A 12,445-nucleotide genomic window follows, 5' to 3' on the forward strand; every position below is an offset into this window, starting at 1 on the left:
ACCTGAAGAATGGCCGCTAACACTTTCCGTCCGAACGGTGCACCGCGCCGGGCCAACGTGCCCCGACCGGTGAGCGCGCCGGAGCCGGAGGTGGCGCCCGCGCCCATTGTCGTGCCCGAGCCGGAGCCGCTGGCTGTGAAGGAAAAGAAGCACAAAAAGGAGCGTCCGACCCCGGTAGAGGTTGAGGAACAGCCTGAACGCGCGCCTCGTAGCAGTTGGAGCATCTTCTCGCTGCTCGACCGGCTGACGAGCGTGGATGGCCTTTTCCGGGAGGGTTTGCCGGTGCATTACCTGCCACACCTGCTGTTCGTGATGCTGCTGACCCTGCTCTACATCGGCAACACGCACTATGGCAACCGCATGAACCGCAATATCATGCGCCTGAAGCAGGAAACGGAAGACCTGCGGGCCGACTACACGACGCTGAAATCGGACTACATGGAGGCCAGCAAGCAAAGCGAGGTAGCCCGCAAAGTAGCAGCCTTCGGGCTGGTCGAAAGCTCGTCGCCACCCTTCCGCATCACCGTGCCCGCTGGCCACCTCGATGCGGCCGAGCTGGAGCTCATGCCGGTGCTCACGGCTGATACGCTGTCGGCCCGCGCCGCTCGTGATTCCATCGCCGCGCACATTGCCGACTCGCTGGCGGGGCGACAACGCCGTTTGGCCGCTGGCGATGAGGATGATGGCCCGGAAATCATCGGCGCCCCGCCACAGGAGCTGGACGGCGACACCGCCGCCGTAGCAGCGCGCAGCAACGCGGTGCGGCGGGCCTTGGCTACGGGCCGGTCGAGCAAGGCGGTTGGCGACAAGGCTAAATCGACCAAAAAGAAAGCGGTAAGCAAGCCGAAAAACAGCGCGAAAGCCAGCAGCAAGAAAAAGCCCGACAGCAAGAAATCGGCACAAAAAGGTACAGTCGGGAGTACAAAACAGCACAAGGCTAAAAGTACTGACAGCCAGCGCAGTAAGCATACTACACGATGAAAGGCAGCGTCAAACAGTCAATTGTCACCCGGGTGCGACTGGCTTTTCTGGGAGTGGCCTTGTTTTCCTGCGCCATTTTCTGGAAAGCTACCCGCATTCAGTTTCAGGAGGGCGCCAAGTGGCGGGCCCTGGAGCAGGAACGGCGTATCACCTCGCAACCGGTACCGGCTACGCGGGGCAATATCTACTCCGACAACGAGAGCATCATGGCCACCTCGCTGCCCTTCTACCGGGTGGCTTGGGACCCGGGCGTGGTGGAAGCCGACAAGTTTCGGGCGGGCATCGACTCGCTGGCCTGGCACCTGTCAAACTTCTTTGGCGACCGGACGATGCAGGAGTATAAGCGCCGACTTACCAACGCCTACCGGGCCAAAGACCCGGTGGTGCGCTACATCCGCCTGAACTCGCGGCAGATTAACTTCCAGGAAAAGAAGATGCTGGCTAAATGGCCCATCTTCCGCGAGAAGCGTAACCGGGGCGGGGCCATTTTCGAGAAGGTGGACAAGCGGTTCCGGCCCTTTGGCGGGCTGGCGCAGCGCACCGTGGGCTTCATCAACGAAGACAAGAACGGCGCGGGCCTGGAGTACACCTTCCAAAAGGATTTGGCCGGCAAGGCGGGTGAGGCACTGTTTGAGCGCGTGCCGGGCGGCATGAAACCGGTGTACGACGGCACCGAGGTGAAGCCCCTGCCGGGCTACGACGTGAAAACGACGCTCGACATCAACCTGCAGGACGTGGCCGAGAATGCCCTGTACAAGTCATTGGTAAACAACAACGCTGAATACGGTTGCGTGATTCTGATGGAGGTAGCCACCGGCGAAATCAAGGCCGTGGCCAACCTGGGCAAGGCCGACGACGACACCTACAAGGAGGATTACAACTACGCCTTTGCCGACCAGGGCCGCACCGAGCCAGGCTCGACCTTCAAACTGGCCTCGATGATGGCGCTGTTTGAGGCCCGGCCCAACATCACGCTCGATGACGTGGTGGAAACCGGCAACGGCCGGATGCTGGTGGGCGGGGCCGTGAAGTCGGACTCGCACGGCTACGGGCGCATCACGGTGCAGCAGGTGTTCGAGAAGTCGTCGAATATCGGCGTGGCGCGGCTGATTCAGGAGAATTTTTCGGGCAACCCCAACGAATACACCAACTACCTGAAAAAATTTGGACTCGACAAGCCGCTGGGTTTCCAGATGACGGGCGAGGCCAAGCCCTACGTGAAAGACCCGCAGGACAAGAGCTGGAGCCGCACCTCGCTGTCGACAATGAGCATCGGCTACGAGCTGAAGCTGGCGCCGCTGCAAACGCTGGCCTTTTACAACGCCGTGGCAAATGGCGGGGTGAAAATCCAGCCCATCATCGTGAAGGAAATCAAGCAGGCCGACCAGGTTATTCAACGCAACGAGGCCAAGGTGCTGAACCCCAAAATCTGCTCGGAGGAAACGCTGCGCAAGGTGAAATCGATGATGGAAGGCGTGGTGATGGTGGGCACCGCCCGCAGCATCCGGCCGAAGGATTACACCATTGCGGGCAAAACCGGCACGGCCTGGAAATTCAAGAACGGGCAATACACTAAGACGTATTCCACCAGTTTCTGCGGCTATTTCCCGGCCGATAAGCCGAAGTATTCGTGCATCGTGGTGGTCGATTCGCCCAGCAAGGGCCGCATCTACGGGGCCGACGTGGCCGCGCCGGTGTTCCGCGAGGTAGCCGACAAGTGCATGGCCCGCGACCTGCTGAGCCAGCGCCCGCTGCTGGCCAAAGCCCGCCTCAACAAAAGCCACGTGCCGCTGGTGCGCGCCGGCATGCACGAGGAAATCGCGCTGGTGTGCGACAAGCTGGGCTTGTCGGGCAAAACCCTGGCTACCGGCGGCGAGGAATGGGTGCGCGGCGCTTCCGATACCGCTTTTCACGCCCGCACGGTGTCGCTGGTAGTGAACCCGGTGCGCGCCGGCCGGGTGCCCAACGTGCGCGGGCTGACGCTGCGCGATGCCCTGTTTCTGCTCGAAAACCGGGGGCTGAAGGTGCGCGCCATTGGTACGGGCCGGGTGCGTCAGCAGTCGCTGGCCGTGAATTCGCCTATTAATAAAGGTGAGGTCATTGGGCTGGTGCTGGCCGAGAGTGGTCCGCGCCTGGAAGCGCCCAAGGCCCTGCCGGAGCCGGAGCATACCGACCTGGAAGAGAATAAGCTGCTGGTGCCGATGGATGGCGAAGCCTTGCGGCGCTCGGCGACGAAAGCGGCGGCTGGCGGGGCGAAAGCTAGTTCGGCCACTAAGCCAGCAGCCTCGGCCGGCAAGCCTGATTCCAAAGCTAAAACGACGGCAAAGGCGAAATCGACGGAGAAGGCGAGTGCCGAAAAGCCTTCGGATAAAGCCAAAACGGACAAGCCGAAAACGGATAAAAAGAAAGCTAAAAAGCCCGCCGAGTCGGACAAGACTCCGGCGACGGAGAAGCCCCCGGTTCGCCGGGCTTAGTTTGCAAAAGATTAGCCTAAAATAGAACGTCATGCTGACGAAGGAAGCATCCTGTCACGTCAGCATAATCACGTAATCAAGTGTGACGTGCTTACCTGATAAGATGCTTCCTTCGTCAGCATGACGTTCTGGTAGAATAAAATATGATTTCCCTGCCTCTCTTTTCCTTACTTACCGACGTGGACGTGCTCACCCAGCACGGGCCGACCGACGTGGCCATCACCGGCCTCACGCTCGACTCGCGCGAGGCGGCGCCGGGCCTGGCCTTCTGCGCCCTGCGCGGCACGGCTACCGATGGGCACAAGTTCATCGCCAAAGCCGTGGAGCAGGGCGCGGCGGCCATCATCTGCGAAGAGCTGCCGGCCGAGCTGAACCCGGCCACGGCCTACGTGCAGGTGGCCGACAGTGCCGCCGCGCTGGCCCACATGGCAGCGGCCTTCCACGGCCATCCCTCGCGCCAGCTCACGCTCATCGGCGTGACCGGCACCAACGGCAAAACCACCTGCGCCACGCTGCTGCACAAGCTGCTGCGCGAGCTAGGCTACCACGCCGGCCTGCTCAGCACGGTGCAGAATCAGATTGACGAAGAGATAATTCCGAGCACGCACACCACGCCCGACGCCATCCGGCTGAATGCGCTGCTGGCCCGCATGGTGGCCGCCGGCTGCACCCACGCCTGCATGGAGGTGAGCAGCCACGCCGTGGCCCAGCACCGCATCACCGGGCTGCGCTTCGCGGGCGGCATCTTCACCAATCTCACCCACGACCACCTCGACTACCACGGCACCTTCGACAACTACCTGAAGGCCAAAAAAGGCTTCTTCGACGCGCTGCCCAAAACCGCCTTCGCCCTCACCAACGCCGACGACAAGCGCGGCCCGGTGATGCTGCAAAACACCGCCGCCCGCCGCGAAACCTACTCGCTGCGCGGGGCCGCCACCTTCCGCGCCCGCCTCATCGACAACGAAGTGCACGGCCTGCACCTCGACATCGATGGCCACGAGGTGCAGTTTCGCCTCATCGGCATCTTCAACGCCTACAATCTGTTGGCCGTGTACGGCGCAGCCGTGCTGCTGGGCGAGGAGCCGCTGGAAGTTCTCACTATCCTCTCGGGCCTCAACACCGCGCCCGGCCGCTTCGAGCCCGTGGTGGCCCCCGGTGCCGTACATCTCACCGGCATCGTAGACTACGCCCACACGCCCGACGCGCTGGAAAACGTGCTCCAGACCATCCACGACATCCGCCGGCCCGAGCAACAGCTCATCACCGTGGTAGGCTGCGGCGGCAACCGCGACGCCGCCAAGCGGCCCGTGATGGCCAACCTGGCCGCCCGCATGTCCGACGCCGTCATCCTGACGTCCGACAATCCGCGCTTCGAAGACCCACTGGAAATTCTGGCCCAAATGCAGGCCGGCGTGAGCGCTGCCGATAAGGGTAAGGTGCAGACTGTGACCGAGCGCCGCGCCGCCATCCGGGCCGCCGTAGCAATGGCCGAGCCCGATGCTATTATCCTGGTGGCAGGCAAGGGCCACGAAACCTACCAGGAAATTCAGGGCGTGAAAACTCCTTTCGACGACCGGCGCGTGCTGGCCGAAATTTTTGCTGAACCAGGCAAATAAGAACCTATCGAATGCTTTATTACCTCTTCCGTTACCTCCACGAACACTTTCATATCCCGGGCCTGGGCGTGTTTCAGTACACGACCTTTCGGGCGGCGCTGGCCATCGTGGTGTCGCTGCTCATCGCCCAGACGTTTGGGCACCGGCTCATCCGCATCCTGCAACGCAAGCAGGTAGGGGAGGACATCCGCGACCTCGGCCTGCAAGGGCAGCTTGATAAAAAAGGTACGCCCACGATGGGCGGGCTCATTATTCTGCTGGCCATTCTGGTGCCAGTGCTGCTGTTTGCCCGCCTGCGTAATATATACATCATTCTCATGATTTTGAGCACGGTGTGGCTGGGGCTGATTGGCTTCCTGGACGATTACATCAAGGTGTTCCGCAAGAACAAGGAAGGCCTGAGCGGGCGCTTCAAAATTCTGGGGCAGGTGGGCTTGGGCATCACGGTGGGCTGGGTACTGTTTTTTAGCAACGAAATCACCATCCGTCAATACCTGCTGCCCGATAATACCTGGTCGGAGATTGACGCCAGCAAAATATACCGCGATGTGCATCTGATGATTACGACAGTGCCGTTCATGAAAAACAACGAGTTGAACTACGGCGACCTCTTCGCCACGGCCGGCGACATGTTCAACGGCCTCTACAGCGTGCTCTACATTCCCATCGTCATTTTCCTCATCACAGCCATCTCCAATGGCGCCAACCTCACCGACGGCCTCGATGGGCTGGCGGCGGGCACCTCGGCCATTATCGGCGTCACGCTGGCCATTTTCGCCTTCGTGAGTGGCAATGCCTTGCTGGCTGATTATCTGGATGTCATGTTCATTCCCGACTCCGGCGAGCTGGTCATTTTCTGTACTGCGTTCGTAGGAGCCTGCATCGGGTTTCTGTGGTATAATTCCTTCCCGGCGCAGGTTTTCATGGGCGACACGGGCTCGCTGGCGTTGGGCGGCATTATCACGGTGCTGGCCCTCATCGTGCGCAAGGAACTGCTGATTCCGATTCTGTGCGGCGTGTTCATTATTGAAAACCTGTCGGTTGTGGTGCAGGTGACTTGGTTTAAGTACACCAAGCGCAAGTACGGCGAAGGGCGGCGCCTGCTGCGGATGTCGCCGCTGCACCACCACTACCAGAAGCTGGGCTACCACGAATCCAAAATCGTGTCGCGGTTTTGGATTGTAGGGATTATGCTGGCGGTTATTACTTTGGTTACCTTGAAGCTGCGTTAAATTTATTCACCGCAGAAGACGCAGAGGTTTTCGCAGAAGGGCCGCTGAGCTCTGCGCTTCTTCTGCGAAAACCTCTGCGTCCTCTGCGGTTACGGAATACTATGAACATTGTCATCTTAGGAGCAGCCGAAAGCGGCGTCGGAGCCGCGCTACTGGCACAAGCCAAAGGCCACGCCGTGTTCGTGTCCGACCGTGGCCCCATCCAGGACGCTTATAAGGAAAAGCTCACCCGCGCCGGCATCGAATTCGAAGAAAATCAGCACACGGCGGATAAAATCCTGCAAGCCGACGAGGTCGTCAAAAGCCCTGGCATCCCCGAAAAAGCGCCCATCATCCAGCAGCTGTGGGCACAAGGCACGCCAATTATATCCGAAATCGAGTTTGCCGGGCGTTACACGAAGGCTAAAAGCATCTGCATCACCGGCACCAACGGCAAGACGACCACCACGCTGCTCACTTACCACCTGCTGAAAAGCGCCGGCCTCAACGTGGGCCTGGCCGGCAACGTGGGCTACTCGCTGGCCGAGCAGGTAATCGAAGATAAGTTCGACTACTACGTGCTGGAGTTGAGTTCCTTCCAGCTCGATGACACCCACGACTTCCAGCCCTGGATAGCCGTGCTGCTCAACATCACCCCTGACCATCTCGACCGCTACGACTACTCGCTGGCGAAATACGCCGAAGCCAAGCTGCGCATCGCCCGCAACCTCGACAGCGACGGCCACTTCATCTACAACGCCGACGATGCCGTGACCGGCCGCTACTTCCAGTCGGCCTTCCTGGAAACCAACCAGCTGCCCTTCAGCCTGCATCGGCACGCCGACAGCTTCCGGGCTGCCTACTTCACCACCGAAACCCGCCTCTGCACCACGCTCGCCCCCGACCTGGAGCAGGACAATTCAGTGGAAATCGACACCGCACAATCACCGCTTATCGGCCAGCACAACAAGCAGAATACCCTGGCCGCCGTGCTCGCCGCCCGCCTTGCCGGCCTCAGCGCCCGGCAGATTGAAGCCGGCCTCGCCACTTTCCAAAACGCTGACCACCGCCTGCGGCTGGTGGCCGAAATCAACGGCGTCAAGTTCATCAACGATAGCAAGGCCACCAACGTGGAAGCCGCTTGGTTTGCCCTCGACGGCATCCGTCAGCCCATCGTCTGGATTGCCGGCGGCGCTGATAAAGGCAACGACTACAGCAGCTTGCTGCACCTGGCCGAGACGCGGGTGAAAGCCTTAGTGTGCCTGGGCGTCGACAACGAAAAGCTCAAAACTACCTTCAGCCCGCTCGTGCCTCAACTGGAAGAAACCCGTAGCATGGCCGCCGCCGTGCAGCGCGCCGCCGCCCTCGCCGCCCCCGGCGACGTGGTGCTGCTCTCGCCCTGCTGCGCCAGCTTCGACCTGTTCAAAAACTACGAAGACCGCGGCCGCCAATTTGCTGCCGAAGTCCAAGCATTACAACAGTAATTCCCGTCTCAAAAAAGCCAGCCCGCGTAGCGGTTGCATCTGTTAAATCTGTTTAAATCTGCGGTCTATGGAAAATGTAAAAATCTGGCTGCAACGCAACCTCAAAGGTGACCCCATCCTGTGGGCCATTGTGCTGCTGTTCTCATTTATCAGCATTGCGGTGGTGTATTCGGCCACGGGCACGCTAGCTTACAAGAAGATGAACGGCAATACGGAAGCGCTGCTGTTCAAGCACTCCGGGCTGATTTTCATGGGTTTGGTATGTATGTGGCTGGCCCACCGAATCGACTACCGGCAGTATTCACGGCTGTCGCTGTACGCCCTGCTGTTGTCGGTGCCGATGCTGTTATTCACTTTCTTCATGGGCGGCGACATTAACGGGGCCTCCCGCTGGATGACAATTCCCGTTATCAATCAGACCTTTCAACCCTCCGACCTGGCCAAGCTGGCCTTGATTTCGCACTTGGCCAGCATGCTCAGCCGCCGCCAGCAGTACCTGAACGATTTCAAGTCGACCCTGCTACCGGTAATGATTTGGGTGGGTGTTATTTGCGGATTAATTATTCTAAGTAACGCCTCCACGGCGCTGCTGCTGTTCGCCACCTGTATGCTGCTGATGTTCATTGGTCGGGTGCCGCTACGGCATATGCTGCTGATGGTGGGCATTTTCGTGGTGCTGGGTGGTGGGGCACTGGCCGCCGGGCAGCGCATGGGCACCTTCGTTTCTCGCATTACCAATTTCACTGACAAAACCAAGAAAACACCCTTTCAGCTGGAACACAGCTACATCGCCATTGCCACCGGCGGCGTGGCCGGCAAAGGCCCCGGCAAGAGCACCGAGCGCAACATTCTGCCTCACCCGTATTCCGACTTTATCTACGCCATTATCATTGAGGAATACGGTCTTATCGGCGGCCTCACGGTGCTGCTACTGTACCTAGCCTTTCTCTATCGCGGCCTGAAAACGGTGATGAACAGCCACGGGGCATTCGGCGGTTTGCTGTCGGCGGGGCTGAGTTTCAGCCTGGTCCTGCAGGCTTTGGTGAATATGGGCGTGTCCGTCGGGCTCGGGCCCATCACCGGTTTGCCGCTGCCGTTGCTGAGCATGGGCGGCACTTCACTCATTTTCACCGGTATCAGCATCGGTATTATCCTGGCCGTGAGTCGGGGCGAGCGGGAAGTGCGCCCCATGACGGGTGAGCCGGCCGATACGGCCCGCATCCCGAGCAAGCGCACGGCGTATGCTTAATAGCTGATTTTATGCAACCCAAACCTCTACGTTTCATCATCTCTGGCGGCGGCACGGGCGGGCACATCTTCCCGGCCGTGGCCATTGCCAACGAACTGCGCCGCCGCCTGCCCGACGCCGAAATCCTCTTCGTGGGGGCCAACGGCCGCATGGAAATGACCCGCGTGCCCGAGGCCGGCTACAAAATCGTGGGCCTCGACATCACCGGACTGCAACGTCGCCTGACGCCCAAAAACCTGCTCTTCCCGGTGCGGGTGTTTCGCTCGGTGCGCATGGCCGGCAAGCTCATCCAGGAATTCCGGCCCGATGCCGTGGTGGGTGTAGGCGGCTACGCCTCCGCCCCGGTGCTGCTGGCCGCCACTTCGCGCGCCATCCCTTCGCTCATTCAGGAACAAAATTCATACGCTGGCCTGGTAAACAAGTTGCTGGCAAAGCGCGTCAGCAAAATCTGCGTGGCCTACGATGGCATGGAGAAGTTCTTCCCCAAGGCCAAGCTCGTGCTTACCGGCAACCCCGTGCGCACCGAAATTGCCCACGGCAACCGCGCCGAGGCCCTGGCCTTCTTCGGCCTGAACCCGGATAAGCCGGTGCTGCTCGTCATCGGGGGCAGCCTGGGCGCCCGCACTCTCAACCAGGCCACCGCCGCCGCTCTGCCGCGCCTGCGCGAAGCCGGCGTGCAGCTGCTCTGGCAAACCGGCAAGCTCTACTTCCCCGAAGCCCGGCAGCAAACCGCCGCCTACGCCGCCGATGGCCTCCACGCCCTCGAATTCATCCAGCGCATGGACCTGGCCTACGCCGCCGCCGACGTAGTCGTGAGCCGCGCCGGCGCCCTCTCCGTGTCGGAGCTCTGCCTCACCGGCAAGGCCAGCATCCTGGTGCCCTCGCCCAACGTAGCCGAAGACCACCAAACCAAAAACGCCCTCGCCCTGGTCGGCAAAGGCGCCGCCGTGCTCATCACCGACGAACACGCGCCCACCCGCCTCTACGACGAAACTCTGCGCCTGCTGGCCGACCCACAGCGTCAGCAGCAGCTCAGCCAGCGCGTGCGCGAGCTGGCCAAACCGGATGCTACAACTACCATTGTGGACGAACTGTTGGGATTAATTAAAAATTAAATTAGAACGTCATACTGACGAAGGAAGCATCTTATCAGGTTAGCACTGCCCGACAGGTTCCGGCGTGATAAGATGCTTCCTTCGTCAGCATGACAGTTAGTTATGAACCAGTTCCCCTACGTTTTCTTTCTCGGCATCGGCGGCATCGGCATGTCGGCCCTGGCCCGCTGGTTTCAGGCCAACGGCCACCAGGTGAGCGGCTACGATAAAACCGAAACGCCCCTCACGCTGGCGCTGCAGGCCGAAGGTATCGCCGTGCACTACGCCGATGCCGTGGAGAACATCCCCACCGCCGTCCGCGAAAACCGCAGCCAAACGCTGGTCGTGCTCACGCCCGCCATCCCGGCCGAGAGCTTGGAGTGGGCCTGGCTGCGCGAGCAGGGCTACGACATTCGCAAGCGCAGCCAGGTGCTGGGGGTGCTCACGCAGGGCCGCTACACCATCGCCGTAGCCGGCACCCACGGTAAGACGACCACCAGCAGCATGGTAGCCCACCTGCTGCACCACGCGGGCCTTGACTGCGGCGCTTTCCTGGGCGGTATTGCCGTCAACCTGGGCAGCAACCTGCTGCTGCCAGCCACCCCCGAGGCCCCCATCGTCGTCGAAGCCGACGAATACGACCGCAGCTTCCTCACCCTGCACCCCGACATCGCCATCGTTACCAGTACCGACGCCGACCATCTCGACATCTACGGCGACCAATCGGCCCTGGTAGAGTCGTTCCGCCAGTTCGTAGCCCAAATCAAGCCCGGAGGCACCCTGTTGCTAAACCACACCGCCCACCCCAGCGTGGCCGCAGCCGTGCCCGTCGGCACGCGCGTCATTCGCTACGGCCTTAGCCCCGACCAGGGCCCTGAGCTGTACGCCGCCAACATCAGCGCCGAGGGCCACCGCTTTCACTTCGACCTGCACGGCCCGCAGGGCATCGTAGCCGATTTGCAACTGGCCGTGCCCGGCTACCACAACGTCGAAAACATGCTGGCCGCCGCCGCTGTGGCGCAGCTACAAGGTGTGGCGCCCGAAAAACTTAGTGCCGCCGTCGCCGCTTATCGGGGCGTAAAGCGTCGTTTCGAGTTCATCGTCACGGCTGACGACAAGGTGTATCTGGACGATTACGCCCACCATCCCCGCGAAATCGAAGCCTTCCTGCGCTCCGTGCGCAAGCTCTATCCAAACAAGCGGCTGCGCGTGGTGTTCCAGCCGCACCTCTTCACGCGTACCCGCGACTTTGCCGCCGGCTTTTCGGAGAGCTTAAGTATTGCGGATGAGGTAATTTTGTTGGATATTTACCCCGCCCGCGAAAAGCCCTTACCGGGTGTGACTTCCGACATGCTGCTGGCGGATATTACCGCACCTCATAAATCCATTCAAACTAAAGAACAGGTGCTGGCTGGCGCACAGAATGACGATTTCGACGTGCTGGCTACCGTTGGCGCGGGCGACATTGATACGCTGGTTCCGCAATTGAAACAGCTCCTCACTGCACGGTGGTCCTAACTGTCCGCACGACAGTTAAAAAAATCACTATTTCACCATCTCACTCATTCCCCGAATGGACCGTACCATCCGTAATCTTCTCGTCGCTTTCGTCTGCCTGCTCGTGCTGGGCAGCCTGGGCGTGTTTGCGGCCGTGCGGCAGGCCAGCCGGCCGGTAGGGGAGGTGACGGTGAACATTGCCAACGACATCGACAATTACTTCATCAGCGAGCGCGGCGTGACGGCCCTGCTCACCAAGGGCGGCAAGGAGCCCGTGCTCGGCACCCGCCCCGAAGGCCCGCGCCTGCGCGAGCTCGAAGCCCGGCTCAAGGCCCATCCCTTCGTGCGCGAAGCCCAGGTGTACCGCGACCTCGCCGGCAACCTCCACGCCGACGTGCGCCAGAACCGGCCCATCGCCCGCCTCGTACATCCCGATACCCGATTGGATAATTACGTCGATGCCGAAGGCCGCTCGCTGCCGCTTTCGCCGCTCTACACCGCTCGTGTAGCCACCGTTTCGCGGCCCGGCGGCGGCAGCCTGCCAAATGGATTTTTCCGGGATAGCCTCGGCCGGCGGTATCTTGATTTTCTGCGCTACGTAGATGAACATCCCTTCTGGCGGGCCCAGGTTTCGGAGGTGTTTATTGAGCCCAGCGGCAGGCTTTCCTTCACCCAGCAAGTGGGCGACCAACGGGTCGAATTTGGGCAGCCCGAAAATATTTCTGAGAAATTTGCCAAGCTTATGGTATTTTACCGTCAAATTCCGTCTGTCCTGGGTTGGGATACCTACCACCGCGTGAACGTGGAATACCAAAATCAAATAATTTGCGAGTAAC

Annotated in this window: 9 protein-coding genes; all 9 read left to right on the top strand. The window is 60.7% G+C overall.

The window, feature by feature from the left end; all coding sequences use genetic code 11:
- The first annotated feature begins 9 nt into the window (after positions 1-9).
- The 9 genes from Q5H93_RS18100 to Q5H93_RS18140 all read left to right on the top strand — a co-directional run bounded on the left by Q5H93_RS18100 (position 10) and on the right by Q5H93_RS18140 (position 12,444).
- Entirely contained in the window at positions 10-981 is a 972-nt protein-coding gene (locus tag Q5H93_RS18100; protein ID WP_305008044.1) for an FtsL-like putative cell division protein, read from the top strand.
- Positions 978-3,455 (top strand): PASTA domain-containing penicillin-binding protein, encoded by a 2,478-nt coding sequence (locus Q5H93_RS18105; RefSeq protein ID WP_369811059.1) that lies wholly within the window; start codon positions 978-980, stop codon positions 3,453-3,455. The genes Q5H93_RS18100 and Q5H93_RS18105 overlap by 4 nt, the downstream gene beginning before the upstream one ends.
- 143 nt (positions 3,456-3,598) lie before the next feature.
- Positions 3,599-5,074, top strand: coding sequence for a UDP-N-acetylmuramoyl-L-alanyl-D-glutamate--2,6-diaminopimelate ligase (locus tag Q5H93_RS18110; RefSeq protein ID WP_305008045.1), 1,476 nt, complete (start codon positions 3,599-3,601; stop codon positions 5,072-5,074).
- A gap of 11 nt (positions 5,075-5,085) precedes the next feature.
- The gene (gene mraY, locus Q5H93_RS18115; protein WP_305008047.1) at positions 5,086-6,306 is read left to right on the top strand and encodes a phospho-N-acetylmuramoyl-pentapeptide-transferase; all 1,221 of its coding nucleotides are present in this window, start codon (positions 5,086-5,088) and stop codon (positions 6,304-6,306) included.
- A 101-nt stretch (positions 6,307-6,407) separates the two neighbouring features.
- Positions 6,408-7,769 carry a UDP-N-acetylmuramoyl-L-alanine--D-glutamate ligase gene (gene murD / locus Q5H93_RS18120; protein ID WP_305008048.1) on the top strand — a complete coding sequence of 454 codons (1,362 nt, stop codon included), beginning with the start codon at positions 6,408-6,410 and terminating at the stop codon, positions 7,767-7,769.
- A gap of 67 nt (positions 7,770-7,836) precedes the next feature.
- A complete protein-coding gene (locus Q5H93_RS18125; RefSeq protein WP_305008049.1) occupies positions 7,837-9,018 on the top strand; it encodes an FtsW/RodA/SpoVE family cell cycle protein in 1,182 nt (393 codons plus the stop codon).
- 11 nt (positions 9,019-9,029) lie between these two features.
- A complete protein-coding gene (gene murG / locus Q5H93_RS18130) occupies positions 9,030-10,133 on the top strand; it encodes an undecaprenyldiphospho-muramoylpentapeptide beta-N-acetylglucosaminyltransferase (RefSeq protein ID WP_305008050.1) in 1,104 nt (367 codons plus the stop codon).
- 102 nt (positions 10,134-10,235) lie between these two features.
- The gene (gene murC, locus Q5H93_RS18135) at positions 10,236-11,630 is read left to right on the top strand and encodes a UDP-N-acetylmuramate--L-alanine ligase (protein WP_305008051.1); all 1,395 of its coding nucleotides are present in this window, start codon (positions 10,236-10,238) and stop codon (positions 11,628-11,630) included.
- Between the two features lie 55 nt (positions 11,631-11,685).
- Positions 11,686-12,444 carry a cell division protein FtsQ/DivIB gene (locus Q5H93_RS18140; protein WP_305008052.1) on the top strand — a complete coding sequence of 253 codons (759 nt, stop codon included), beginning with the start codon at positions 11,686-11,688 and terminating at the stop codon, positions 12,442-12,444.
- The last annotated feature ends 1 nt before the right edge of the window (position 12,445 follow it).

Origin of the sequence: Hymenobacter aranciens, assembly GCF_030580865.1 — a bacterium.
Taxonomy (GTDB): domain Bacteria; phylum Bacteroidota; class Bacteroidia; order Cytophagales; family Hymenobacteraceae; genus Hymenobacter; species Hymenobacter aranciens.